At 72.6% G+C, this 26213-nt stretch carries 21 protein-coding genes; 11 read left to right on the top strand and 10 right to left on the bottom strand.

From position 1 onward, the window contains the following. Positions 1–35: 35 nt before the first annotated feature. From OG299_RS36415 to OG299_RS36405, 3 genes are all read right to left on the bottom strand, one after another. Positions 36–1076 carry an alpha/beta hydrolase gene (locus tag OG299_RS36415; protein ID WP_327363861.1) on the bottom strand — a complete coding sequence of 347 codons (1041 nt, stop codon included), beginning with the start codon at positions 1074–1076 and terminating at the stop codon, positions 36–38. Positions 1077–1254: 178 nt separating this feature from the next. Further along, on the bottom strand, positions 1255–2841 hold the full coding sequence (locus OG299_RS36410) for a serine/threonine-protein kinase (RefSeq protein ID WP_327363860.1): 1587 nt from the start codon (positions 2839–2841) through the stop codon (positions 1255–1257). 150 nt (positions 2842–2991) lie between these two features. Beyond that, on the bottom strand, positions 2992–5553 hold the full coding sequence (locus OG299_RS36405; protein WP_327363859.1) for a galactose oxidase family protein: 2562 nt from the start codon (positions 5551–5553) through the stop codon (positions 2992–2994). 523 nt (positions 5554–6076) lie between these two features. Here OG299_RS36405 and OG299_RS36400 point away from each other — a divergent pair. The 5 genes from OG299_RS36400 (at position 6077) to OG299_RS36380 (ending at position 9935) form a co-directional block, all read left to right on the top strand. After that, positions 6077–6511 (top strand): ribosome-inactivating family protein, encoded by a 435-nt coding sequence (locus tag OG299_RS36400; protein WP_327363858.1) that lies wholly within the window; start codon positions 6077–6079, stop codon positions 6509–6511. A 190-nt stretch (positions 6512–6701) separates the two neighbouring features. Further along, positions 6702–7544: a hypothetical protein gene (locus OG299_RS36395; protein ID WP_266632667.1), complete on the top strand. Its 843-nt coding sequence runs from the start codon at positions 6702–6704 to the stop codon at positions 7542–7544. Positions 7545–7570: 26 nt separating this feature from the next. Next, positions 7571–8305 carry a class F sortase gene (locus OG299_RS36390; RefSeq protein WP_266632665.1) on the top strand — a complete coding sequence of 245 codons (735 nt, stop codon included), beginning with the start codon at positions 7571–7573 and terminating at the stop codon, positions 8303–8305. A 172-nt stretch (positions 8306–8477) separates the two neighbouring features. Beyond that, a complete protein-coding gene (gene thpR, locus OG299_RS36385; RefSeq protein ID WP_327363857.1) occupies positions 8478–9062 on the top strand; it encodes an RNA 2',3'-cyclic phosphodiesterase in 585 nt (194 codons plus the stop codon). A 90-nt stretch (positions 9063–9152) separates the two neighbouring features. Further along, entirely contained in the window at positions 9153–9935 is a 783-nt protein-coding gene (locus OG299_RS36380; RefSeq protein WP_327363856.1) for a crotonase/enoyl-CoA hydratase family protein, read from the top strand. Between the two features lie 52 nt (positions 9936–9987). Here the strand turns inward: OG299_RS36380 and OG299_RS36375 are convergent, their stop codons facing one another. Genes OG299_RS36375 through OG299_RS36350 form a run of 6 tightly spaced genes read right to left on the bottom strand, consistent with a single transcriptional unit; the run spans position 9988 to position 17980 of the window. Next, complete coding sequence (locus OG299_RS36375; protein WP_327363855.1) at positions 9988–10413, bottom strand: VOC family protein; 426 nt, start codon at positions 10411–10413, stop codon at positions 9988–9990. Between the two features lie 51 nt (positions 10414–10464). Beyond that, on the bottom strand, positions 10465–11484 hold the full coding sequence (locus OG299_RS36370) for an RNA ligase family protein (protein ID WP_327363854.1): 1020 nt from the start codon (positions 11482–11484) through the stop codon (positions 10465–10467). A gap of 9 nt (positions 11485–11493) precedes the next feature. Further along, a complete protein-coding gene (locus tag OG299_RS36365) occupies positions 11494–14250 on the bottom strand; it encodes a WD40 repeat domain-containing protein (protein WP_327363853.1) in 2757 nt (918 codons plus the stop codon). Positions 14251–14307: 57 nt separating this feature from the next. Beyond that, the gene (locus tag OG299_RS36360; RefSeq protein WP_327363852.1) at positions 14308–16662 is read right to left on the bottom strand and encodes an ABC transporter permease; all 2355 of its coding nucleotides are present in this window, start codon (positions 16660–16662) and stop codon (positions 14308–14310) included. Positions 16663–16664: 2 nt separating this feature from the next. Continuing rightward, positions 16665–17477 (bottom strand): ABC transporter ATP-binding protein, encoded by an 813-nt coding sequence (locus tag OG299_RS36355; protein ID WP_327363851.1) that lies wholly within the window; start codon positions 17475–17477, stop codon positions 16665–16667. Next, positions 17474–17980, bottom strand: a complete 507-nt coding sequence (locus OG299_RS36350) for a PadR family transcriptional regulator (RefSeq protein WP_030869259.1) — start codon at positions 17978–17980, stop codon at positions 17474–17476. The genes OG299_RS36355 and OG299_RS36350 overlap by 4 nt, the downstream gene beginning before the upstream one ends. Positions 17981–18149: 169 nt before the next feature. Between OG299_RS36350 and OG299_RS36345 the strand changes: the two genes are divergently transcribed. The 5 genes from OG299_RS36345 (at position 18150) to OG299_RS36325 (ending at position 25037) form a co-directional block, all read left to right on the top strand. Further along, positions 18150–19424, top strand: a complete 1275-nt coding sequence (locus tag OG299_RS36345; RefSeq protein ID WP_327363850.1) for an ABC transporter substrate-binding protein — start codon at positions 18150–18152, stop codon at positions 19422–19424. A 238-nt stretch (positions 19425–19662) separates the two neighbouring features. Continuing rightward, entirely contained in the window at positions 19663–21345 is a 1683-nt protein-coding gene (locus OG299_RS36340; RefSeq protein WP_266632646.1) for a glycoside hydrolase family 13 protein, read from the top strand. Positions 21346–21410: 65 nt separating this feature from the next. Continuing rightward, complete coding sequence (locus tag OG299_RS36335) at positions 21411–22745, top strand: ABC transporter substrate-binding protein (protein ID WP_266632644.1); 1335 nt, start codon at positions 21411–21413, stop codon at positions 22743–22745. 10 nt (positions 22746–22755) lie between these two features. Continuing rightward, on the top strand, positions 22756–24105 hold the full coding sequence (locus tag OG299_RS36330; RefSeq protein ID WP_327363849.1) for an ABC transporter permease subunit: 1350 nt from the start codon (positions 22756–22758) through the stop codon (positions 24103–24105). Next, on the top strand, positions 24102–25037 hold the full coding sequence (locus OG299_RS36325) for a carbohydrate ABC transporter permease (protein ID WP_266632640.1): 936 nt from the start codon (positions 24102–24104) through the stop codon (positions 25035–25037). The genes OG299_RS36330 and OG299_RS36325 overlap by 4 nt, the downstream gene beginning before the upstream one ends. A gap of 19 nt (positions 25038–25056) precedes the next feature. On the opposite strand, the gene OG299_RS36320 is transcribed toward OG299_RS36325, so the two are convergent. After that, positions 25057–25314 (bottom strand): hypothetical protein, encoded by a 258-nt coding sequence (locus OG299_RS36320; RefSeq protein WP_266632638.1) that lies wholly within the window; start codon positions 25312–25314, stop codon positions 25057–25059. A 436-nt stretch (positions 25315–25750) separates the two neighbouring features. Here OG299_RS36320 and OG299_RS36315 point away from each other — a divergent pair, with 436 nt between their 5' ends. After that, positions 25751–26176, top strand: a complete 426-nt coding sequence (locus OG299_RS36315; RefSeq protein ID WP_405704801.1) for an APC family permease — start codon at positions 25751–25753, stop codon at positions 26174–26176. Positions 26177–26213 lie beyond the last annotated feature (37 nt).

Raw genomic sequence — 26213 nt, 5'->3', positions numbered from 1 at the left:
CTCGATTCGGGCCACGGCCCGGGTCCGACGTGGGGTCAGCGGAGCTGCCGGCCCATGAAGTCCAGCATCCGATCCGCCGCGACGGTCCAGTACGGCCAGCCGTGGCCGCCCGGTTGCAGGACCACCTCGGTGCCCATGCCGCGGGCCGCGAAGACGGTGCGCAGGTCTTGGGTCCCCGGCAGGTAGTTGGTGTCCTCGGTCCCGCAGCCGAGGTGGTAGCGGGTGCGCCGGAGCCGGTCGGGCGCGGTGCGCCGGATGATGTCGGCCAGGTCGTACTCCCGGGCGCGGTCCGTCAGCCGGGCGGATCCGGCCAGGTCCCGGCCGAAGGCATGGCCGAAGAAGCGGTTCCACTCCGCCATCGGCATCGCGCGGTAGCCCGCGTCGGTGAAGTGTGCCGTGCTCAGCCCGGCGGCGGCGGTGAACCGGCCCGGGTACCGCAGGGCGTACATCAGCGCGCCGTAGCCGCCCATGGAGAGCCCGGCGACGGCCCTCTTCTCCGCCCGCCCGCCCACCCCGTGGGCCTGTTCCACGGCCGGGACGAACTCCTCGATGAACATGTCCTCGTAGCGCAGGGCGTCGCCGCCGGTCCCGGAGTCGTTGATGTAGAACGTCTCGTCCTGGCCTCCCCCGGACAGGCCGGGGTCGCGCCGGGCGTCGGGCATGACGAGGGCGCAGGCCGGCATCCGGCCGGCCGCGACGGCCCGTTCCAGGGTCGGCACGATGCCGCCCTTGACGACCCAGTCGGTGTGCTTCCCACTCGCTCCGTGCAGCAGGAAGAGGGCCGGGATCGCGCCGTCGGGACTGCCGACGCGGGGCGTGGGGCTCACCCCGGCGGGGAGGTAGAGGCTGTACGGGACGTCCCGGCCGAGCAGCCGGCTGCGCAGGGTGAGGTCGGTGCGCAGCGAGGCGCTCCCGGAGGCGGACGGAGCGGGCGGGGTGGCGGGCGGAACGGGGGACGGTTCCGGTCCCGGTGCCCCGGGGCCGCGCCGCAGCAGGAAGGCGGCGGATGCGGCAGCCGCGAACGTTCCGCCGGCCCCGGCCGCGAGCAGGGAACGGCGCGCAGGAAGTTTCACCATGGTTCCCTCACGCGGCCGGGCGTTCACAGGACCAGGCACTCGGCACGGACCACACCCATGACACGCCCCGCGTCCGCATCGGGACAAGCAGCCACGCCGGAGACCCCGCCCAGGTCACCCTCGGTGGGCTACCGGCTGCGGCTGCGGCTGCGTGGAGGCACGTACGACGCCCGCGGGGTCAGTGGTTGCGGGTCAGGGCGGCGGGGGCTCCGGCCGACTGTGCGCCTTCCGACTGGAGGGTGAGCCGGTCCGGCTCCTCCAGGGTCAGCACGTAGAGATTGCCGCGGGGGCAGTCGAAGGAGGCCGCGCGGTCGGTCGGATGGCTGGTCGCTGCCGCCAGGACCGCGGTGTTCCCCTTGATCTGCCGCAGCTCGAGGGCCTCCGTGCACCCCAGGTTGCGCCCGCTGGAGACCTCCTTGACGTCGCTGACCTGCCGGCCCACGATCTCGCCCGCAGCTGCGGCCTGCAGCGTGACGGTGACCGCGAACTCACCCGTCCGCGCCCGGGTGATGCCGTCCGCGTCCGGTGTGCCGGGCCCGACGCCGGACCACGTGCCGACCCACGACGCCGGCAACGCCGCTGTGGAGGAGGGCGGTACGGACGGTGTCAGCGAGGCGGTGGGCGGCGCGGCCTTGCCACCGCCGCCGTCGCCCCCGGGGAGCCCGATCGCGAGTGTGACGGCCACCGCGAGCGCGGCGGCGCCGGCGGCCGCCCCGATCACCAGGGGCCGCCGGGACGAGAGCGGGGTACCGGGAGCCGTGGCCGGCGGGACCGGCGCGACGGCAGGGGGCAGGAACGGAGTCTGCGGCGGCGGAGCCGGCAAGGTGCCGGGCCGTGCGGGGGCGTAGGCAGGCGGCTGCGGTGCGGTCAGGAGACGTGTGAGTTCGCCCTCCCGGAGGCCGACGTCGGCGACGAGGGCCGGTGGCACCGCCCTGCTCCAGTCCCCTTCCTCTGCGGCGCCGAGCCGCGCCCGTACGTCCTCGGCGGTCGGGCGCCGGTCGGGGTCCTTGGCCAGGCACTCCCTCACGAGCGGGAGGAGCGCTTCGGGTACGCCGTCGAGCAGGGGCTCGTCGTGGACGATCCGGTACAGCAGGCCCGGCAGTTGCAGCTCCTCGCCGCCCGCCAGGAAGGGGCTGCGGCCCGTCGCCGCGTACACGAGGACCGCGGCGAGGGAGAACACGTCGGCCGGCGCCCCGGCCACCGCGCCGGTCGCCTGCTCCGGCGCGAGGAAGCCGGGCGTGCCGATGACCGCGCCCGTCCGGGTGTGGCGCGGGTCGCGTACGGCGCGGGCGATGCCGAAGTCGATGAGGAAGGGCCGCTCCGGGCCGAGCAGTACGTTCGCCGGCTTGATGTCGCGGTGGACGACCCCTGCCGCTCGTACGGCGACGAGCGCGCAGGACAGCTCCCGGGCCAGGCACGACACGGCCGGCGCCGCCAGCGGCCCGTGCCGGTGCACCCAGTCGCCCAGCGACGGCGCGGCGATGTACTCCGTCGCCAGCCACTGCGGCAACACGCCGGGCGGGCTGAAGTCCACCACCGAGACCGTCCACGCACTGCGCACACGGTCGTTGGTGCGGATCTCCCGGGCGAACCGCTCGGCGAAGTCCGGCTCCAGGCTCAGCTCCCGGTGCACGGTCTTCAGGGCCAGCGGCCGGCCGGACGGCGTCCGGGCCAGGAACACCTCGCCCATTCCTCCCTCGCCGAGCCGCGCCAGCAGGCGGTACCCGCCGATCTCCGGCAGGTCACCGGGCCGCAAAGACTCCACCGACTCCACCGACTCCCCCCGTCCCCATGGCCGATCGCCGACCCGTGGTGAACGGACCGTCCGGTGGGCCAATTTATCGGACGATCTCAGGGATCGGCGGGTGACCGGAGGCGGTGCCCGGCCGGCTCGACGGCCGGACACCGCCGGGGGTCAGGAGATGGTGATGAACTTCGCGATGCTCGGCACCCCCTGGGCGTCGAGGGCGAACAGCATGTAGTTCCCCGGCAGGACCACACCGGTGTCGGCGGGGACGGACACCGTGTATGCGCCGCTTCCCGTGGCCGTGGACGCGAGCGGGACCCGCCGCTGGTCATTGTCGGTGGAGTGGGTCGCGGCCGCGGCCCGCATCAGGACGAAGGAGGCCACCGGGGCCTGGGTGCTCACCGTGAGCGACGTGCCGGGGGCCGCCCGGGAGGGCACGCCCGCGGTGATGACGGGACGCGGCTTCGGCGATCCGTCGGCGCCCAGCAGATACGGCGGTGTGAAGACGGCGCCGTCGGCGTGGTTGGTGGCGCAGTCTCCGCACAGCCCCCCGCCGCCGGAGAAGATCCGCCCGTCCGGCAACAGGTTGGCCACGCTGTGGTAGTTGCGCGGGATGGCCATGGTGGCGAGCGGGGTGAAGCGGCCGGTCGCCGGGTCCCACAGCTCGGGGGCCAGCACCGACGTCGCGTCGCTGAAGGGCACCGGATAGGCCTGTCCGCCGAAGACGGCCACCTTGCCGTCGGGCAGGACCACGCTGTTGCTGAAGGCGCGGGCGTGCTCCATGTCCCCGGTACGGGCGGCCTGTACCGTCTGGCCGCCCGAGATGTCCACGGTGTACGCGCGCTGTGTGGCCGGGGTCTTCTCGTACGCGGGCGAGCCGCCCAGGGTGAGCAGTTTGCCGATGTCGTACGCGACGGCGTTGCCGGTCATGGCGTCCTGGCTGTCGGCCCGGGTGCCGGCGGGGGTGATGCCGCCCTGGCCGCTGGTCGAGATCCAGTTCATCTGCCTGCTCGGGCCCAGCTGCAGTACTTTGCCGCCCGAAGTGGCGTACAGCCACATGTGGTTGTCGGCCCGGTACGGTCCGGCCGGGTCGGCGGTCAGCGCCGGGACGGCCGAGACCCCGGGGAGCCGCCGCCACGTACGGGTGTCCGGTGACCAGGCCTCGCCGGCCTTGTCGGTGTTCGCGGTCCCGCTCCAGGATCCGCCGAGGACGAAGGCCTCGCCGGTGGAGAGCAGCGTCATGGCCTGGTAGCCGCGGGCGATGTTCATGCTGGTGGTGGCGGACCAGGCGTCGGTGGCCGGGTCGTAGATGCTCGCCTTCTCCGCGTTGCTGCCGCCGGTGACCAGCACGCGGCCGTCGGCCAGCATGGCGATGCCGGGACAGAACATGTCGTGGCCGGTGTTGTCGATGCGGCGCTGCGTGACCTTGCCCGTCTTCAGGTCCAGGACCGCGGTCTGGGTGTAGCCGTTGCTGCCGCCGAAGCGGTCGACGGCGTACGCGGACCAGGCGAGCAGCTTGTCGCCGGGCAGGGCGGCGGTGGCCACGGGGACCAGGGGGAAGCCGGTGATCCGGTCCCAGGCGCCATGGGCGGCCGGGTTGGCCGGTCCGCTCAGGCGTATCTCGCCGGCCGAGGTCCACGGGCCGCGGCCGCCGGCCTCGGTGGTCACGGTCAGACGTATGTAGCGGGCGGTCTCGGTGCGGGTGAAGGTGGCGGTCTTGACGGTGTCGTCGTCGCGCCAGGTGCCCGCGGCGACCGGTGCGGCGAAGGCCGTGCCGTCGGTGCTGGTGGTGACGGTGTACGCGCCGGCCCGGCCGTTGGGTCCGTCCGGGCGGGGGTGGTAGACGAGGGCGGAGACGGCCGTCGTGCGGTGCATGTCGATGGTGATGCTGTGCGGCAACGGGGTGGGGGTGCCGGCCCACTTGCTGTGCCAGATGGTGCTGTCGTTGCCGTCGAGCACGTTGGCCGTGCGGCCGTTCTCGCCGCCGGTCTCCTCGTCGCTCGCCGTGGCCGTCCAGCCGGTCCGGGACAGGTCGACGGTGGCTGCGGGGGTGCCGGGGTCGCCCAGCAGGTTGAGCTCGGCGGCGGAGGTCCAGGGGCCGCGGCCGCCGGCCTCGGTGAGCGCCGTCAGCCGTACGAACCGGGCCCCCTGCGGGGCGAACCCGAGCGTCTTGGCGCTGCCGTCGTCGGCCAGCGTGCCCGAGGCGACCGGGCTCGCCCAGGCCTGTCCGTCCGTACTGACACTGATGTTGTACTCGCCGACGCGCCCGTTGGCCCCGTCGGCGCGGGGGCGGTAGAGGAGCGCGGAGACGACGGCCGTGCGGTGCATGTCGATGGTGATGCTGTGCGGCAACGGGGTGGGGGTGCCGGCCCACTTGCTGTGCCAGATGGTGCTGTCGTTGCCGTCGAGCACGTTGGCCGCGCGGCCGTTCTCGCCGCCGGTCTCCTCGTCGCTCGCCGTGGCCGTCCAGCCGGTCCGGTCGAGAACGGGAGCCGTGGGTTCCATGGCGTTCGCCGGCGCGATGCCGTGGTGCGGTGACTGCTTCGCCGTCTGCTGGTCGAACGGAACGGGTGCGGGTCGGGGTGTCGGGGCGCGGCCGGCCGCTGCCGGACCCTCGACCCCGAGCCACGGCATCAGACCGACCAGCAGCGAGCCGAGGCCGAGGGCGATGAGCAGGTGGGAACGGCGTAACACGCGGAAAGAGGCGAGGAAGCGTCGCCTGTACTGCAATCTGACCTCCTGGGGCGAACCGGTGAACCCCATGGAACATAGGTCCACACAGCCACAACTCGCCCGAAATGGCAGAGAGTTGGCGCGAAACCGCATCACCGGACGACAAACACCCGGCGCTTCCCCGACCTTCATGACTTTCCGCCCAGCCGGACCCGCCTGACTCCGCGGCGACGGTGTGCGCCTCGGTGGACTGCCTGGCTGCCTTCGCGGCAGCCCTCGGGCCGTTGGATCGCTGGAGTTTTTGGCATCAGAGGGTAAATATCCGTTCGGCCGCTGCGTGATCGACTAAGAAGGACCGGACAGAACCCGGCCCGGCAACAGCGAATGATGCTTTCCGTCAACGGTCCGGGACGTCGAAGGCGGTGTCCTGATGAAGCCCGTGTCATTCGCTGTGGTGTACGCGTCCGTGGACGAATACCGGCTCCTCGCGTCGACCATGAGATCCAGAGCAGTGGAAGCGCGGGCCCTGCGCGGGAGGGCGGGGTACGAGGCGGAAAGGTTTCGCCATATCCCCGTCCGCATGCAGATGAGAGCCCTGTTCGTCGAGCTCTACATCGAGCTCCGTGCGCGGAATTCGGATCTGCGGATCGCCGGTTTCCGCAACACGTTCGAGAACTGGCAGGCGCCGCCGGAAGCGCATTACCGTCACGTGCGGGATTCGGTTGCGCCACCGGGAGTCCGCCGTGCGGAAGCCCTGTCGTTCGACGGAGAGCCTTCTGCCCTCGAGGCGGCGGCCGGGGTGCGACGCGCCGGCCTGCACCTGGGTCGGCGTCCCATGGTCAATGCGGTGATCCGGCTGCATCGGAACAGCGATCCGCGGTGCACCGCGCACGCGCTTCTCGTGCTCACGGAGATGATCTGTGAGGCCGGCCGCTCCCCCGTCCTGGCGGAAGAGATGTCGCGCATCTGGATGACCGGCGGACCACTGCCGGCCGCGACGAGGTCGGCCGCGTGACAGCCCTCCGAGTTTCCCGTGGTTTTCGCTGGTCAGAGTGGTGGATGTCGGCCACTGAAAAATTTCTCGAAGAAGTACCAATCCAACGGCGTTGGCGCTCCGAAGGAGTGGCGAGACCCTCTCCCGGAGCTCACGTCAAACCCGTACGATCTGCGATTCCCACGACGGGAACCGCGGAACAGGAGCGAATGTGATAGCCAAGCGCACTGGTCGCCTCGTGGTGCTCGCCGCCGTGCCCGCCGCCGCCGTGTTCCTGACCGTAGGGCTTTCCGGCCCGGCTCTCGCGGAAGGCGGGAAGGCGTACCAGATCGATCTGGCGCAGCTCAACAACTCCGGTTCCCGGGGTACGGCCATGCTCAGTCTCAAGGGCAATCAGCTGACCGTGCAGATCGAGTCCGAGGGCATGGTGCCCGGGTCGCCATCGGCCCAGCACTTGCACGGCTCGACCAACGGGCACGACTTCCAGTGCCCGGACGCCAGTGACGACACCAACGGCGACGGGATCCTCAGCAACACCGAGGCCACCGTCGACTACGGCGACATCAACATCTCGCTCACCACGATCGGGGACACCCAGGCAACCAGCGGCCTCGCCGTGGAGCGCATGCCCATCGCGAACAAGCAGGGCAAGGTCTCGTACAAGCGGACGATCACCGTCTCGCAGGCCGTGGTCGACCACCTCAAGGACCTGCACATCGTGCAGCACGGAATCGACCGCAACAAGAACGGCAAGTACGACTTCGAGGGCGCCGGCAAGAGCGAGCTCGACCCGAAGCTGCCCCAGGAGGCCACGGCTCCGACCAACTGCGGCATGGTGATGGGCGCGTCCGTGGGGTCCCTTCCGGTCGGCGGCGTCGAAACCGGCGGCGGCGCTCCGCAGAGTGCGGCGGCTCCGGCGACGGTGATCAGCGGGGCGGCACTCGCCGTGTCCGCGGCGCTGGCGGGTGCTGCGTCGGGTGCGGTGTTCGTCGCGCGGAGGCGGGCCGCCTCGGCCCGCGTCCGTACGCAGACCACCACGGCGGCCGCCGCGTGACGGCCGGCCGGACCTCCGCATCGACCGTGCTTCGCGCACCCGCCGCATCCACCGCGCGGCCGGCCCGCCGCCGGGCCGCGGGTGCCCTCGCCGGCGCCGCCCTCGCCACGCTGCTCCTCGCGGGGTGCGGGGGCCAGGATCAGGCGGCGCCCGCCGCCGCTCAGAGCCAGGCTCCGCAGGGCGGGGCGCCGGTGAGCGGCAGCGCCGGAGGCGCTCCCAGCGGGCAGGCATCCCCCGGCGGCCACCACGCGGCGCCGGAGGGCGGGGCACAGAACGGTTCGGGTGCGGCCCAGGCCAAGCCCGCCCTCGCCCGGTCGGAGCCGCAGAGCATCTCGATCCCGTCCCTCGGCGTCACCAGTTCCTTGGAGACCCTGCGGCAGAACGCGGACGGATCGATGCAGACCCCCAAGGACCCCGCTCTCGCGGGCTGGTACGAACCGGGGCCGACGCCCGGCTCCCAGGGGCCCGCCGTGATCGCCGGCCATGTCACCTGGAACGGCGCGGCGGCCGTGTTCGAGAAGCTGAAGACGATGAAGGCCGGTGACACGATCAAGGTGACCCGGCGGGACAACAAGACGGCCACGTTCACGGTGGACCGGGTCGCCGAGTACCCGAAGGCCGAGTTCCCGACGCTCGAGGTCTACAAGAACCTCGACCACGCAGGTCTTCGCCTGGTCACCTGTGGCGGCGACTTCGACCCGAAGAAGCACTACTACGACAGCAATGTGGTCGTGTTCGCCAGCATGACGGGCACCGCATAGCCGGGTCGGCAGGGACGACCTCGGCGGGAGACCCCGGACTTCCCCCCGGGGTCTCCCGCGGTCGGCGCGGCCGTGCGGATCAGCAGGAGTCGTTGCCGCCTCGGCTCGAGGTGGCACACGACAGCGCCGCGGAAGATGACGGGATCATCCGGGGTGCGGTACGAAGTCCCTCGTGAACGAAGAGATCCAGCCCCCGACCGTCCGTGTGTTCATCGCCCTCGCCCCGCCCGACGACGCCAAGGAGGAACTGGCCCGGGAACTGCGGCCCGCCTACCACGCCTACCCGGGCATGCGGTGGAACCGCATCGAGGACTGGCACATCACGCTGGCCTTCCTCGGTGAACTCCCGGTCGCCGCGGTCCCGCTGCTGCAGCCGCCGCTCGCCGCCCTCGCCGCCGCGCACCGGCCCCTGGAGCTGGCGCTGCGCGGCAGCGGGCACTTCGACCACCGGGTGCTCTGGAGCGGGATCGACGGGGAGCTCGAGGAACTGCACCTGCTCACCGCGCAGGTGCGTACCGTCGTCAGGGAATGCGGCATCGCCTTCGAAGACCGGCCGCTGCGCCCGCACCTGACGCTGGCCCGCTCCCGCCGCAGCGACGCCTCCAGCACGGTGGAAGTCGCCGCCGCACTCACCGGGTTCACCGGCCGCCCCTGGCAGGCCGCACGTCTCCACCTGGTCGGCAGCAACATAGGCCGCGGCCCCGGCCCGATCCACTACCGCGACATCCAGGCCTGGGAATTCACCGGTCGGGGCTGAAACCCTCAGCGCAAACCCTGCATCGGACATCACACCGCTCGCGGAGCCGACCTCCCGCACAATGGAGGCCGGCGAGCGGGAGGGTGCGGCATGGCGGACGAGCAGGCCTCGGTAAGGGTGGAGCGGGACGGCCCGGTGTTCACGGTGATCCTGAGCAGGCCGGGGGTCCGCAACGCCGTGGACGGTCCGACGGCGGCCGAGCTCGCCGATGCCTTCCGCCGGTTCGATGCCGACGAGGACGCGGCCGTCGCCGTGCTGTGGGGCGAGGGCGGGACCTTCTGCGCGGGCGCCGACCTCAAGGCCATCGGCACCGAGCGCGGCAACCAGGTGCTCGCGTCGGGGGACGGGCCCATGGGACCGACCCGGATGCGGCTCGGCAAGCCGGTGATCGCGGCCGTCGCGGGGCACGCGGTGGCCGGGGGCCTGGAGCTGGCGCTCTGGTGCGATCTGCGGGTGGCGGAGGAGGACGCGGTCTTCGGGGTGTTCTGCCGCCGCTGGGGCGTGCCGCTGATCGACGGCGGTACGGTACGGCTGCCCCGCCTGATCGGCGAGAGCCGCGCCATGGACCTGATCCTGACGGGACGTCCGGTCAGCGCCGCCGAGGCGCACGGGATCGGGCTCGCCAACCGTGTGGTGCCCACGGGTCGGTCCCGGCAGGCCGCGGAGGCGCTGGCCCGCGAGATCGCCGCGTTTCCCCAACTGTGCCTGCGCCACGACCGGCTGTCCGTACTGGAGCAGCACGGGCTGGACGAGGCGGAGGCGCTGGCGGGAGAGTACCGGCACGGTCTGGTGCCGCTGGCCGCGGGCGAGACCCAGGCCGGAGCGGGCCGGTTCGCCTCGGGTGCGGGGCGGCACGGCGCGTTCGGGGAGTGAGCTGCCCGCTGCCGGGCCCGGCAGCGGGCCGCGCCCGGCGGGGCGGGCGGACTCAGACGACCGGCTCGCCCATGCCCAGCAGGTTTCCCTCGCTGTCACGGAACCAGGCGCCGCGCTCTCCGCGCGCGCCCTTGCTCGGGTAGTTCCCCTCGATCTCGGCGATCCCGTCCCGGGTCCGGAACCCCGGCAGGTCGACCTCTTCGAAGACCACTCCGCGCTGCTTGAGTTCCGACACGGCGGTGTCGATGTCGTCGACCTCCAACGCCATCTGGGTGAAGGTGCCGGTCGAGGCGCCCGTCGACTTGAACAGGACGAACTCCGTGCCTGCACACCGGTACAGCAGCCCGCCGGGCCGTTCGTCGACGGGCTCCAGACCGAGCTGGTCGGCGTAGAAGCGCCGCGCCCGGTCCAGGTCCTGGGCCGGAAGCCTGGTCGACACGCGGGCCCGGGCAAGCATGTTCCTGTCGTCAGCGCTCATGGCTCCACTGTGCCGTGCGTCGTGGCCGCACGGACGGGCCGCAGGCGCGTGTCACCGAGTGAATCCGGTCCGGCGGCGGTCGGCTGCGTCGAAGCGGGTCAGGGACAGGGCTCCGGCGTGCAGGGCATCCTCCAGCGCGCGCCGTGTGGCCCGGTCGAGCCCGCCCAGTGCCTCCTCGGTCCCGTCCGCGGCGTCCCGGGCGATCTCGGCGGCCACCTCCCGTTCCGGGGTACGAGGTCCCAGCTTGCTCACCGCCGACGCGGCCCGGGCCGGTGTGAGGAGTCCGGAGGCGTGGGCCAGCAGCCAGCCGGGGACGCCGGCCGCGCCCTCGGCCGGAGCCCGGTAGGGGCGGGACCCGGCGAAGCGCTCGTCCTCGGCGAAGGCGGGCTGCTTGAGCTTGGCCATCGGCGGGGCGGCCGTCCATGACTCCCCGGCGGGTTTGACGACGATGCCCTCGGCGAGGTTGTCCGGCAGGGCGGGCAGCCCCAGGAGCGCGGGCAGCCGGGTCGGGAAGACCACCGGCAGCTGCCCGACCCGCGCGAGGGTGCCCCGCGCCAGCAGGGGCGCGCAGTGCAGACCGGCCGCGTCCGCCGCGGCCCGCAGTGCCTGGTCGCAGACCCAGCACAGGCCGTCGTCGCCGGTGGCGACGGTCGCGTCGAACGGCAGCCACAGCAGCTCCGGTGCGTACCAGACGCCGGTCTGCACGGGCTCGGCTCCCGGCACCGGGGGTGTGTCGGGGTGCGGATAGCGGCCGCCCGCGAGTTCACCGTAGACGGTCACTGCGGCCGAGGCCGCGGCCCCGTACCGCTCCCGCAGCAGCCCGGCGCACCGGCTCGCGGCGACCGCCAGGGCCGGCCAGATCCGGCCGACGCCGAAGAACTCGTCGAGGCCGCCGTCCGCGAGGAGTTCGCGCCGTTTGGCCGGGCGCGGACCGGTGTCATCACAGACGACGGCGAAGTTGGCGCCGTGGATCTTCTCCTGGGCGACCCACTCACGCCCGCCGGTCTCGCCCAGCCGGCGGCCGGCGGGGATCTTCGGATACGGGGACCAGGGGCGGGGTTCGGCGTGCACCGGCCGATGCTAGCCACCGGGCCGGGCGCGGGCCGGGGGATTTTCCTTCCGGAGCGCCCGGGCGACGTGCCCGGGGTGAGCCGTCGGCCGGCTGAGCACCGCGGCCTCCGGCCCGAACGCGACCACCAGCGCTCCGCCCGGCGCGGCGACGAGCGCTCCGACCGGCAGCGGGAGCACGTACTCGGTCCCCACCTCGCAGCCGGTCGTGAGATCCCAGAGCTGGACCGTCCGCTCCTGGCCGACGGCCACCACGGCCCGCCCCGCGATGCCGGTGACGGCCATGGCCCGGCCCGAGCCCGTGTGGCGTGCCGGGGCGCTGCCGATCTGCCGCCCGGCGGCCAGGTCCCACAGGCGCACGGTGTCGTCCCGGCTTCTGGTGACCGCGACGGGCTGCCCGTCCACCACCGCGGTCGCCACCGAGGTCACCCAGTCGGTGTGTCCGGCCAGGGGTTCGCCGACCTGCTGGCCGGTGGCGAGGTCCCACACGCGGACCGTCCGGTCCCAGCTCCCCGTGACCGCGACGGGCCGTCCCGCCAGCTCGGTGGTGGCAAGGGCCAGGATCCTGCTGGAGTGACCGACGAGGGGTTCGCCGACCTGGCGCCCGGTGGCGAGGTCCCAGATGCCCACGGTCCGGTCTGAGCCTGCGGTGACGGCGACGGGCCGACCGTCCAGCACTGCGGTGGCCAGGGCCAGCACCCTGCCCTGGTGACTCGGGAAAGGCTCATGGAGGTACCGGCCGCCCAGCAGTTCCCGGACGTGCACCCTGGCGTCCGGCGCCGCGGTGACGACGACGACCCGGCCGTCCACCACTGCGGTGGCCAGGGCGGACACCTCGCTCTCGAAGCCGGTGAGGGCCCGGGCGGCCTGCCGCCCGGTGGCCAGGTCCCAGGCCCGTACGGCCTGGTCGGCGCCTGCCGTCACGGCGACGGGCCGCCCTTCGAGATCGGCGGTGGCGACCGCCAGGACCGAACCGGTGTTCCCCGACAGGGGTGGGCCGCCCTGCAGGGTGCGGGTGAGGTCCCAGGTCTTCACCGTGTGGTCCGCGCCTGCGGTGACGGCTACGGGTCGTCCGTCCACGACGGCGGTGGCCACGTCCCAGACCTGGCCCGTGTGGCTGCCGAGCGCGGCTCCCTCCTGCTGCCGGGTCGTCATGTCCCACACCCGTACCGTCCGGTCGAGGCCGGCGGTGACAGCGAGAGTGCGCTGACCGGCGTTCGCGGCGGTGACGGCCCAGACGCGATCCGTGTGGCCGGTGAGCGGTCGGCCCACGGGCAGCCCGGTGGCCGCGTCCCGTACCTGTACCAGCCCGTCGTCCTCGGCGGTGAGGGTGACCGGTTGCCCGTCGAGCACCACGCTCTGCGCGGCGCCGGCAGAGCCGGCTGCGCCGGTGCTGCTGCCCAGCTGCGACCGGCTGTCGCGCTGGCCGGTGATCTGCTCCCAGACGCGTGCTTCCCGGTCGGCCCCGACGGCGGGGGCGAGGTGCTGTCCGTCCGGCACGAGCGTCTCCACGACACGTACGCCGTCCGCTCCTTGACGACCGGTGGTCAGGTCCCAGATGCGCAGGGTCCCGTCGTCACCGGCCACGAGCGCGACGCGTCGGCCTCCGATCACGGCGGTCTCGACCCCGCGCGCAGCTGCGCCGATCCTGCGACCGGTCGTCACGTCCTCGAGGAGCGTCTCCTCTCCCGTGTCGACCGTGACGGCGACGACTCGTCCGTTCAGCACCGTCACCGCGGATACGTACGGTATGGGCTCGGCATCCGGACCCTCCAGGTCTGCAGGGGCGGTCCCGGGGTCGTCGACGGGGTCGCCGGTGGTCAGGTCCCACAGCCGCGGCGTCTGGTCCGCCCCCTCGGTGAGTGCGAGAGGGCGCCCGGCGAGCGATGCGGCGCTCACCACTTCCAGGGACTCCCCCACCTGCAGGCCGGTCGCCACGTCCCACGCACGGACCGCCCCGTCCGCTGCGGAGGTGAGCACCACCCGGCGCCCGTCCAGCACCGCCACGTCCGTCACGTGCGCGAATTCGCCGACCCGGCGGCCCGTTGCCATGTCCCACAGGCACGCATTCCGGTCCACCCCGATCGTGAGAACGGCGCTGCGACCGTCCACCGTCGTGCTCTCCAGGACTCGGACGAACTCCCCGGTCTGACGGCCGGTCGCCAGGTCGAACAGGAGCACCGACGTGTCGGTGTTCAGCGTGACGGCCACGGGTTTCCGGCCCGCCACTGCCGTGGTCACGGATATGACCTCTGCCGTCGTGGACGAGATCGGGTCGGTGCGGCCGGTCACCGGCTCGTGGAGCGGGCGGCCCGTGGCCAGGTCCCACATGCGCACGGTCTTGTCCCGGCTGCCCGTGACGGCGACGGGCCGGCCGTCGACCACCGCGGTCGCCACGGCCAGCACCGGGCCGCTGTGGCCGGTCAGGGAGCTCAGCAGCCGATGGTCCACTGGAGAGCCGCCGGCCCAGTCCACCGCCCACTGCGCAGGGGGTTCGCCGGTCACCTCGGCAGCGGCCAGCCACGCGGCCACGTCGCGGTCACCCAGCCGGGCCGCGTCCAGGGCCAGTACCTGCCGGCGGCGCGCGGCGTCGAAGTGCCGGTGCACGTCTGCCGAAGCCCGGTACACCGCAGCCACGAACCGGGCGCGCGAGCCGCGCGCCCGGTCCGACAACGCCAGGATCCCATCGGGTTCGGCGGAGACGAGACGCCCCGCATCCGCGAACAACTCATCCACGTCGCAGGGCAAGCCCTCGGAAGACTCGATCATGGCCCGAAGACTAGTAGCGGGCTCTGACACCTACCCCCGGGCGCCGTGGCCCGGGGCTCACAGCGTCTCGCTCAGGGAGTCCGCCAGCCTGCGCCGGGCCGTCCGTGTCGCCGGTACCAGCGCCGCCGCCACCGCGCCCAGGACCGCCCCGGCGACCACCGTCAACAGCACAGGGAGCGGCGGCAGCTGGGCGATGCCCGCGCCGATCCCGCTCGATGCGCCTTGGGTGTCCACCAGCCAGCTGCCGGACAGCGCCCCCACCGTCGTCCCGACCACGGCGGACGCCAGCGCGGTCAGTCCGGCCGCGGTCACGATCATCGCGCCGATCTGCCGGGGCGTCAGCCCGATCGCCTTCAGTGCGAGCAGGTCCCGCCCCCGGTCGCGTACGCCCGTGCTGATCAGCGTCAGCAGGTCGATCAGCCCGATCAGCGCGAGCACCGCGATCAGGGCGGCGATCACCCCGCGCGCCGGTTCCAGCCGGTCCACCGGATTGGGCGTCTCCCTGACCTCCAGCGTTCCGCCCGCCGCCACGGCGAGCGCGGCGCTCACCGCCCGCGGGTCCGCGCCCTTGCGCAGCACCAGGGCGTGGTAGTCGGGCCGCAGCCCCGGATCACGCTCCCGCAGTGCGTCGACGGTCGTGGTGATCACCCGGCCCCCGGATTCGGGTTCGATGGTGCGGCCGACGAGGTGCAGGATCTGCGGGCGTCCCTCGACGGTCATCCGCACCCACGCGCCGACCCGCACCCCGAGGAGGTCGAGCAGTCCCTGCCCGGCCACTGCCTCGTCCGGACCGCCGACCGCGCGTCCTTCCACCACCTTGGAGGGGTACGGGTCCCGGGCCGTGCCCAGCCCGCGGAGCGTGATGGTGCCGGTCTGCCCCGGTACGAGCGCCGCCATCTCGGCACCCGGATGGACCGCGGCGACGTCGGGGATCGCCGCGAGGGTCTTCTCCAGTTCCGCGTCGGACGACCCGGCGGGCTGTTCTGCCCGTACGGTCAGCGCCGCGGGCAGTCCCATGTGCGCGGGCCGGCTGCGGAACTGGTCCAGCGTCGACCAGGCGACGAGCGCGACCGTGATGAGGACGAGCGGCAGGGCGAGCCGGGCCACGGGTACGAGCGTGCGGCCGCGGCGCGGGAACGCCGCCCGCCACCCCAGGACCAGCGCGGGAGGCACCCGGATCCCTAGGGCCCGCCGGCCGAGCGCGGTCATCGGCGCGGCGGACGGCAGCGCCGCGCGGGCCACCGGCACCGGTGGCACCCGTCCGGCCCGCCAGGCCGAGAGTCCGGTGGCGGCCGCGATGAGCAGCACCGCGCCGCAGGGGACGCCGATCATGAGCGCGGCGTGGCCGGGCAGGTCCTGCCAGACCGTCGCGGCCTCTCCGATCCGCCCGGGTATCCGGGCGCCGAGCAGCGCGATCGCCGTCGTACCGAGGGCCACGCCGAGCAGCGCGAAGGCCAGGTGCTGTACGAGGAAGCCGCGGGTCACCTGGCCGGGGGTGAAGCCGACGGCCTTGAGGACGGCGATGTCCCTGAGCTGGCCGCGCACCCGGGCGCCGATCGCACCGGCCGCGGCGAGCGCCGCCGCGAGCAGTGCTCCGAGGCCGAAGACGGCGAACATCTGGCCGAGGAGCCGGTCGTCGCCGCCCGCCTCGGCCCGGGCCTGCTGCCATTTGGTGACCTGGGCCACCCGGTCGGCGCCGAGGACGGTCACGGCGCGCTGGACGATGAAGTCGGTGTCGTCCGGATCCTCCAGGCGCAGGCCCACGCTCTGCCCGGTGTCTCCGTGGGCGATCCCGTCGAGGGCGGCGGAGAGCACCCAGCCGATGCCGGGGCCGCCGCCCGGGTGGTAGCGGGGCTCGGCCACCTCGGCGATCCCGCTCACCCGCAGTACGTGCGGGGCGCCGTCGGGCCCGGTGACCCGTACGGTGTCGCCCGGCTCGGCCCAGAGCGCCCGCGCGACCGAGGCCTCCAGTACGACGGCACCGGTGTCGGTGCCGGCCCCGGTGCCGCTGTCGCCGCGTGCGTCGTCGTCCGGCCGGGGGAGCCAGCTGCCGGCGGTGACGAGCGGCCGGCCCGTCTCCGGGGGCGTCGCCGGGGCCGCGCGCAGCGTCACGCCGACCCGCGCGCCGCGCGATTCGACCGTCGTCGCCGTGGTGCGGAAGGGACCGGAGAGGGCGGCGACCCCGTCCACGCCGGACAGGGCGGCCATGTCCGCCCCGGCGCGGGTCTGCAGCCAGATGTGCGCGCCGTGGGACTGGTTGAAGATCCGCTGCCAGGGGTTCGCGGCGTAGCTGAACAGTGCGCCGGCGAGCAGGAGCGAGGCGATGATCCCGGCGCTGGCCAGCACGACGAAGAGGGCTTCGCCGCGGTGTGCCCGGAAGTCGGCGTGCGCCCAGCGCAGAGTGGCCCGCACGGTCACCGCTTCGGTTCCGGGTCCAGGTCCAGTACGCCGGACACGCCGCGGGCGGGCCCGCGCCGCCCGCCGCCGTCGAGCTGCGCGTCGTCGGCTATGCGCCCGTCGAAGAAGCTGATGACGCGGTCGGCGGCACTGGCCATCCGGGCGTCGTGGGTGACCATGATGATCGTCTGGCCGCGCTGGTGGAACCGGGAGAGCAGCCGCAGCACCTCGCGGGTGCCCTTGCTGTCCAGGCTGCCGGCCGGTTCGTCGGCGAGCAGCAGCGTGGGGTGGTTGACCAGGGCGCGGGCGAGCGCGACCCGCTGCTGCTCGCCGCCGGACAGCTCGCCGGGCATCGAGCGCTCGCGGCCTTCGAGGCCGAGTTCGGCGAGCAGTTCGGCGCGGGAGGCGCGGGCGGCCTTGGGGGAGGCGCCGGCGAGCAGCGCGGGCAGTTCGACGTTGTCGGCGACGGTGAGGTTGGAGACGAGGTTGAAGAACTGGAAGACGACGCCGATGCTGCGGCGCCTGAGGACCGCCCAGCGTGCCTCGCGGTACTCGTCGACCCGCTCTCCGCCGAGCCACAGCTTCCCGCTGTCGGGCCGCTGGAGGCCGCCGATCAGATGCAGCAGCGTGGACTTGCCGGCTCCCGACGGCCCGGTGACGGCGACGAACTCGCCCGGCCGGACGGACAGGTCCACCCCGCGCACGGCATGTACGGGCACGCCCTCGCCGTGGTGCGTCTTGGTCAGGCCCTCGGCGCGCACGATGGGCGGGGCGGGCGGCGCGGGCACGGCAGGAGCGGTGGTGGCGTCGGTGGTGGCGTCGTCGCTCATTCCAGCTCCTCCTGACAGCGTTCCAGCCAGTCGAGGTCGGCCTGCAGGTGCAGCATGGCGCCCTCGATCAGCAGTTGGGAGATCTTGTTGTCGCGGTCCTCGGCCGCCGCCAGCTTGGACAGGTCCCGCATGGTGTTGAGGTACTGCCGCCGCTGCTTGTTGATCAGCGCGATCGGATCGGCCAGACCCGACTGCGGTGCGAGTGCGAGCTTCATGAAGAACTCGTCCCGTACCCGGGGCTCCTCGGCGGTTTCCTCGAACCAGGCCAGTACGGCCTCGCGCCCGGCGTCGGTCAGCCGGTACGTGCGCTTGTTGGGCCGGCCCGACTGCTCGACGTCCTCGCCCTCGATGAGGCCGCTCTTCTCCAGCCTGCCGAGGGTGACGTAGATCTGGCCGACGTTGGGCTGAGGGTACGCGGCACCCAGGAGCTTCTCAAGGTCCTGCTTCAGCTCGTAACCGTGCGCAGGGCTACGGGTGAGGAGCGCAAGGAGCGCCAGCCGCACTCGCTCCCCCTCCTTCCCGCTCCGTAGTCAACGGTTCACTCGGCAGCGGACCGGGTGCAGCCGCCGTACGCCTCGTCTGCCTGGACGTCTAGTATCGCCCATGCCTAACGGGTATATATAGGCCACCGATGGTCGGCAGCGCAGCCGGATCGTGCACTGGGAGGAATCTATGCGGTGGATGCGTGCCGCGGGTAGAGCTCTCCTGGTCGGGGCGGTGGTGCTGGCGGGGTACGCCGGTTTCGGTGCGGGCGCCGACGCGAGCCCGGCCGCGGAGGGGCGCGGTCCCCTGACGCTCGTGACGGCGGGCGATCTGACCGACTACCTCTCCCCGCTGCTCGACGACTGGAACGACGGCCATCCCGACGAGCGCGTCTCGCTCGTCGAGCTGCCCGATTCGGCGGACGAGACCCGGGCCCAGATGATCAGCGAACTGCGGTCGGGCCGCGACCGGTTCGACGTGCTGAACATCGACGTCGCCTGGACGTCCGAGTTCGCGGCGGCCGGATGGATCTCCCCGCTCGAGCGCGACCGCTTCCCCCTGGACGCCTTCCTGCGGCCGGTCGTCGACACCGCGACCTTCGACGGCAGGCTGTACGCGGTCCCGTACGTCACGAACGCGGGGCTGCTCTACTACCGGAAGGACATCCTGGAGCAGGAAGGCGAGCAACCACCGCGCACCTGGGCCGAGCTGGTCCGCCAGGCACGCACGATCGCCCCGAAGTACGGACTGGACGGCTACGCCGGCCAGTTCCTGCCCTACGAAGGCCTCACTGTCAACGTCACCGAGGCCGTGCAGTCGGCGGGCGGTTCGATCCTGCGCGACGACGGCGCGCGCGTGACGGTGGACTCCGACGCGGCGCGCACCGGACTGCGGTTCCTCGCGGACGGGGTGCGCGACGGCTGGATCTCGCGCGAGGCGCTCGGCTACAAGGAGGAGGAGTCGCGGCAGGCGTTCCAGGACGGCCGGCTGCTCTTCCTGCGGAACTGGCCGTACGTGTACGCGGACGCCGGCGCGCCCGGGTCGAAGGTCGCGGGCAGGTTCGGCGCCGTGCCCCTGCCCGGGCCCGACGGGCCCGGCACCAGCGTGCTGGGCGGCTCCAACCTCGCCGTGAGCAGCCATGCGCGGCATCCGGCATCGGCGGCCGATCTGATCTCCTACCTCACCAGTGAGCGGGTCCAGCGGAAAGTGCTCACCGAGGGCTCGCTGCCACCGGTGCGCGCCGCGCTGTACGAGGACCCCGAGCTGATCCGCGCGTATCCGTACCTGCCCACGCTCCGCCAGAGCGTGCTGTCGGCGGTGCCCCGCCCGAAGAGTCCGCGCTACGACCAGGTGAGCCTCGCCGTGCAGGCCGTGGCGCAGGACGTGATGGCGCAGCGCCAGACGCCAGAGCAGGCGACGGCGCGGCTTGCGCGCGAGCTCGGGCCCCTGTCCCGCAAGGGCTGATCGCACCACTCCGCCTCCTCCACGCCTCCACTCCCCCGACACTTCCCGAGGGCCTCTACTTACATGTTAAGTAGAGGCCCTTCGTCGTGCATGCGGGCACTTCGGTACAAACCATCCCAGCTTTTCGCTGTTTCTGGACACATCGTTGACACCTTCCGGTCGCTGCTACTTAACATGCATGCATAACAGCGCACCGATCCGGGGCGCTCTCGCATTCAGCAGAACAGGTCGACGCGAGATGCTCAGCACCCTTCCGGCCGACACCGGCCACCCCTCCCGCACCACCGCGACACCTGCTCCCTGGTGGCGCGACGCGGTGATCTACCAGGTCTACGTCCGCAGCTTCCTCGACAGCACCGGGGACGGCATCGGCGACCTGGCCGGCGTCCGGGCCGGGCTCCCCTACCTGCGCAAGCTCGGTGTCGACGGCATCTGGCTCAGCCCCTTCTACCCGTCGCCGCAGCACGACCACGGCTACGACGTCGCCGACTACTGCGGTGTCGACCCCGTCTACGGCGACCTCGCCGAGTTCGACCGGCTGGTGTCCGACGCCCGCCGGCTCGGGCTCAAGCTGCTGCTCGACATCGTCCCCAACCACTGTTCGAGCGAGCACCCGTGGTTCCTGGAAGCGCTCGCCGCAGCGCCGGGCAGCGCCCCGCGCTCCCGTTTCCACTTCGCGCCCGGCCGCGGCCCGGACGGTGCCGAGCCGCCCAACAACTGGCGCGCCATGTTCGGCGGACCCGCCTGGAGCCGGACCACCGGGCCCGACGGCGCCCCCGGCGAGTGGTACCTGCACCTCTTCACGCCCGAGCAGCCCGACCTGAACTGGCGCGACCCGGCCGTGGGCGACGACTTCGAGCAGGTGCTGCGCTTCTGGCTGGACCGCGGGGTCGACGGCTTCCGCATCGACGTCGCCGCCGGACTGTTCAAGCACCCCGAGCTGCCCGACTCGGACGACCCCGGAGCCGACGAGCGCGCCCGCGACGCCGTCAACCAGCTGGCCTGGAACCGGCCCGAGGTGCACGCCGTGTGGCGCCGCTGGCGCTCGGTGTGCGAGGAGTACGCCGCCCGGGACGGCCACGAACGGCTGCTGGTCGGCGAGGTGTCCGTGCCCACCGCGCGCGAACACGCCGCGTACGTCCGCCCCGACGAGCTGCACCAGGCGTTCTTCTTCGACCTGCTCAGCGCGCCCTGGGACGCCGAGGCCTTCCGCTCGACGATCACCGAGGCGATACGCGACATCGCCGGCACCGGCTCCACCGTCACCTGGGTGCTCAACAACCACGACCAGGTGCGCACGGTCACCCGGTACGCGGGCGAGCCCGGGGTGGGAGGGAGCGGGCTGGGAGCCGCCCGGGCCCGCGCCGCCGCCCTGCTGATGCTCGCGCTGCCGGGTGCCGCGTACGTCTACCAGGGCGAGGAGCTCGGCCTTCCCGAGGTGCTCGACCTGCCGGACGAGGTCCTCACCGACCCGATCTTCCACCGCACCGGCAGCCGCAAGCACGTCCGGGACGGCTGCCGCGTGCCGCTGCCCTGGTCGGGACACGCCTCCCCGTTCGGCTTCAGCCAGAGCGTGGCCGACGCCAGACCGTGGCTGCCGCAGCCCGAGTGGTTCGCCGAGCACGCCACCGACCGCGCCTTGGCCGACACCCGTTCCTTCTGGCACCTCTACCGCGAGGGCCTCCAGCTGCGGCGCAGCCTGCCCCAGCTCGGCGAAGGCGCCCTGCGCTGGCTGGACGCACCCCCGCAGGTACTGGCGATCGCCCGCGGCGACGGCCTGATCTGCGCGGTCAACTTCGGCACGGAGCCGGTGCCCGCGCCGGTCGCCGGGCCCCCGCTGCTCGCCAGCGGCCCCTGCCGCGACGGTGTGCTCCCCGCGGCGACCGCCGCCTGGTGGACGGCCGAGTGCCCGACCCCCTGAACCCACCGGCCGACCTCCCCGGCTGCCGGCCTCCCACGTACCGACCTCCCGAACAGGAGCTCATCATGCGACGACCCAGCAAGACGACCCGGCGGACCGCTGCCACCGCATCGGCGGCCCTCGCCCTCGCCCTCGGCGCCACCGCTTGCGGCGGCGGCACCACCGGAACCGCGAGCGGCGGTGAACTGAGCGGCCAGACCGTCACCGTGGCCGGTGTCTGGACCGGCAGCGAGCAGAAGAACTTCAAGAAGGTCCTGGACGCCTTCACCGCGAAGACCGGCGCCAAGACGGTCTTCGTCCCCTCCGGCGACAACGTCTCCACCTTCGTCGGAAGCAAGATCGAGGGCGGCAACGCGCCCGACGTGGTGATGGTTCCCCAGGTGGGCGTGCTCCGGCAGTTCGCCAAGGAGGGCTGGCTCCTCCCCCTGTCCGACCAGGCCGCCAAGACGGCCGGCGCCTCCCTCGCCCCGGTGTGGGAGAACTACGGCAGCGTCGACGGCAAGTACTACGGCCTGTACTTCAAGGCCGCCCACAAGTCGACCGTCTGGTACGCACCCGAAGCCTTCGCCCAGGCCGGTGTCAGCGAGCCCAAGAGCTACGCCGACCTGCTGAAGGCCGGCCGTACGCTCGCCGACTCCGGCCGCCCGGCCTTCGCCATAGCCGGCGAGGACGGCTGGACCCTCACCGACTGGTTCGAGAACATCTACCTCTCGCAGGCCGGGCCGGAGAAGTACGACCAGCTCGCCCAGCACAAGATCAAGTGGACCGACGACAGCGTCGTCAAGGCGCTGACCACCCTCGGCGAACTGTTCAAGGACAAGCAGCTCGTCGCCGGCGGCGCCCAGAGCGCGCTCGGCACCGACTTCCCCTCGTCGGTCGAGCAGGTCTTCGGCCCTCAGCCCAAGGCGGGCATGGTCTACGAGGGCGACTTCGTCGGCGGGGTCGCCAAGGACCAGTTCGGCAAGAAGCTCGGGGAGGACGCCAAGTTCTTCCCCTTCCCCGCGGTCGACGGTGGTACGACGCCGGTGGTCAGCGGCGGTGACGCGGCCGTCGTCCTCAAGGACGCCAAGAACAACAAGGCCGGCATGAAGCTGGTCGAATTCCTGGCCGGCCCCGAGGCGGCCGAGGTCTGGGCCGGCGCGGGCGGATTCCTGTCCCCGAACACCGAGGTCGACCTCGCCGCGTACGGCGACGACACCACCCGCAGCACCGCCAAGTCGCTGGTCGCGGCGGGCAACTCGGTCCGCTTCGACATGTCGGACCAGGCCCCGGCCGCGTTCGGCGGCACCAAGGGCGCGGGCGAATGGAAGCTCCTCCAGGACTTCCTGCGCGACCCCTCGAACCCGCAGGGCACGGCCGCGGAGCTCGAGGCCGCAGCCGCCAAGGCGTACGGGAACTGAGGCGGCCACCATGGCTGACACCCTGACCGCCCGCACCCGGGCCGCCCGCGCCGCGGCGAACCCGCGGCGCCGGGCCCAGCGAAGGAAACGCCGCCTGGCGATCGCCTTCGTCCTGCCCGCCCTGCTGCTGCTCGGCGCGCTGGTCGTCTACCCGGTCGTCTTCTCCGTCGGCCGCAGTCTCTTCGACGCCAGCGGCGACCGATTCGTCGGCGCCGGGAACTATGCGGCGATCATCGACGACCCGGCCACCCTCAAGGCGATCCGCAACAGCACCATCTGGGTCGTCGTCGCCCCCCTCCTGCTGACCGGACTCGGGCTGATGCTCGCCGTGCTCACCGAGAAGGTGCGCTGGGCGACCGCGTTCAAGCTGGTGCTCTTCCTGCCGATGGCCGTGTCGTTCCTCGCCGCGGGCATCGTCTTCCGGCTCGCCTACGAGCAGGACCCCAACCGGGGCGTGCTCAACGCGGTCGTCGTCGGCGTGCACGACAGCTTCGACGACACCGCCGCCTATCCGACGGCCCGTGCCCGCGAGGGCCAGGGTCTGACCGGCCGGGCGGGCGGGCCGTACAGCACCGGGCAGACCGTACGTCCCGGCGATACGGTCAGCCTCGGCTTCGTCGGGGTGGCACCCGACGCGATACCCGCCGACGCGAAGGCCGCCGCTGCCGCGGCGCCCGGCGCGGACGGAATCGGGGGCGTCGTCTACCTCGACTTCGCCCCCGGCGGCGCCGGCACACCGGGCAGGGTCGACCCGGGCGAGAAGGGCCTGCCCGGCATGACGGTCGAGGTCGTACGGAACGACGGCCGGGTCGCCGCGACCACGACCGCCTCCGCCGACGGGTCGTTCCGCTTCACCGGGCTGGCCGACGGCGCGTACACCGTACGGCTGCCCGCGGCCAACTTCGCGGCGCCGTACCAGGGCGTGAACTGGCTCGGCCCCGCGCTGGTGACGCCGGCCATCATCGGTGCGTACCTGTGGGTGTGGACCGGCTTCGCGATGGTCCTGATCGGCGCCGGGCTCGCGGCGATCCCGCGCGATGCGCTGGAGGCCGCGCGGATGGACGGGGCCAGCGAGGGCCAGATCTTCCGCAGGATCACCGTGCCGCTGCTCGCGCCCGTGCTCACCGTGGTGTTCGTGACCCTGGTGATCAACGTGATGAAGGTCTTCGACCTCGTCTACATCATCGCGCCGGGACCGGTCCAGGAAGAGGCGAACGTACTGGCCACACGGATGTGGCTGGTCTCGTTCGGCGGCGGCAACGACCAGGGGCTCGGCAGCGCGCTGAGCGTGGTGCTCCTGCTGCTGGTCGTCCCGGCGATGGTCTTCAACATCCGGCGTTTCCGAAGGAGCGGAGCATGAGCAGCCACAGCACCATCGAGCGCCGGCGGCCTTGGCGGGCGACACCGCCGGTGAAGCCCGTCCCGGCCCCCTCCGCGCAGGGACCGCGTCGCGGGAGCCGGCTGTCGCGCCTGCTGCGCAGCTCGGTCGTCCAGGGCCTGCTGATCCTGGTCGCCCTCGTGTGGATCACCCCGCTGGCGGGCCTGTTCCTGTCCTCGATGCGCTCCGAGCGGGACAACGCCTCCGACGGCTGGTGGACCGCGCTGACCGACCCGTCCCAGCTGTCCCTGGACAACTACGGCGCCCTGCTGAAGGACTCCGGCATCGCTGCGGCCTTCGGGAACACCGTCCTCATCTCGGTCCCGACCACCGTCCTGGTGGTCGGCATCGCGGCACTCGCCGGATACGCCTTCGCGTGGCTGGAATTCCCCGGCCGGGACGGCATCTTCCTCGTGGTCGTCGGGCTGTTGGTCGTGCCCGTGCAGATCGGGCTGTTGCCCGTGGCCAAACTCTTCGGCGCGGTGGGGCTGTTCGGCACGATCGCCGGAGTCGTCCTCTTCCACGTCGCCTACGGGCTGCCGTTCGCGGTCTTCCTGCTGCGCAACTACTTCGCCGAGATACCGCGCGAGATGCTGGAAGCCGCCCGGATGGACGGCGGCAGCGAGTGGCGGATCTTCTCGCGGCTCGTGCTGCCGCTCGGCCGGCCGGCCATCGCGAGCCTGGCCATCTTCCAGTTCCTCTGGGTCTGGAACGACATGCTCGTGGCACTGCTCTTCGCGGACAGCGGGTCCCAGCCGCTCACGGTCGCACTGCAGTCCCAGATGCGGCAGTTCGGGAGCAACATCGGCGTCCTCGCGCCGGGTGCGTTCCTGTCGCTGGTGGTCCCGCTCGTCGTCTTCTTCGCCTTCCAGCGGCACTTCGTCCAGGGCGTGATGGCCGGTTCGGTGAAGTAGCGGATCGGCAGGCCGGCCCTTACGCCGGGGCCGGTGTGCGGGGCATGATCCGCATGCGGTCCCCGTCGAACGACACCGTCTCGCCCGGCAGGATCAGCAAGCCGGATTCGGCCTCCTGGCAGGTGCGGCCGATGCGGCGGACCTGGACCGCCGGGCCCAGTACACCGGCCATGAAGACGGTCGGATCGACCTCCCACCCCCGCGCATCCAGCCAGCGCTCCAGCGCCTCGCTGTCCGCACTCTCCGCTCCGCGCGGCCAGTCGTACGTGCTCGCCATGCCTACCCCCTGTAGCTGGTCTGATCACCGCGCCAGATGGTGCCACCCGCCTCCGACAGCCGCACTCCCATACCGATGCCCCGTGCGGAGCCGGACAGGGCACAGCCTGCGGGATCCATGGCGGGAGGCGGGACTGCTCTGGGGATCGAAGGCGCAGCCCCGATACGCCTTGAATCCATCAACGCGCCCTGTGAGCGACACCACTGACGCACTGAAAGGCAGCCGTTCGGGGCGAGGTCACGTGCGTCGGCCGCCACAAACGTGACAGAGGCGACAGGAGGAGCAAACTGGTCGGAGCCCTGCCGCTGCGCGCGGAACCGGAGGGGCCGAGGAGAGGCGAGGTGGCCGTCGTGGCGGAACCATCGGCGGACCCCGAGGGCGGCGGGGCATCCGTCGAGCTCGGGGGCTACCGGCAGGAGCTGAAGCGGACCGGCTGATGCGGCGGGTCAACCCGCGGACGCGGACGCCGATCCCGGCGACGATCCTGATCTTCTCCCTCGGGGTCCTGCTGATGGTCGCGCTGCCCGGCGCCGCACTGCTCGAGCTGATCACGGCGTCGACGATCCTCCCGGCGATCACCTACGGCTCCACGATCGTCCTCTACTTGGCGGTGCGCGAACGGCTCGGGCGCAAGGAGGGCGCGTTCGACCTCGGGCGCTTCGAGCTGCCGATCGCGATCTGCGCGCTGGTGTGGACGCTCATCGCGCTGTTCGTGCTGGTGACCCCCGGGGAGGCGCTGGTCTCCGTCGTGATCGTGGTAGGACTGCTCCTCGCGGGCGGGCTGTTCTTCCTCGTCATGCTGAAATTCGACCGTGAGGCGCTGGAGACCGAGCCGGGAGACGCAGGCGCCTTCACGCACTGACGCGAAGGCTCCGCTGTCAGTCGGGCGTGCGACGATC

It is taken from the genome of Streptomyces sp. NBC_01296, assembly GCF_035984415.1.
Taxonomy (GTDB): Bacteria; Actinomycetota; Actinomycetes; order Streptomycetales; family Streptomycetaceae; genus Streptomyces.
This window is presented reverse-complemented; position numbering and strand designations above follow the sequence as displayed.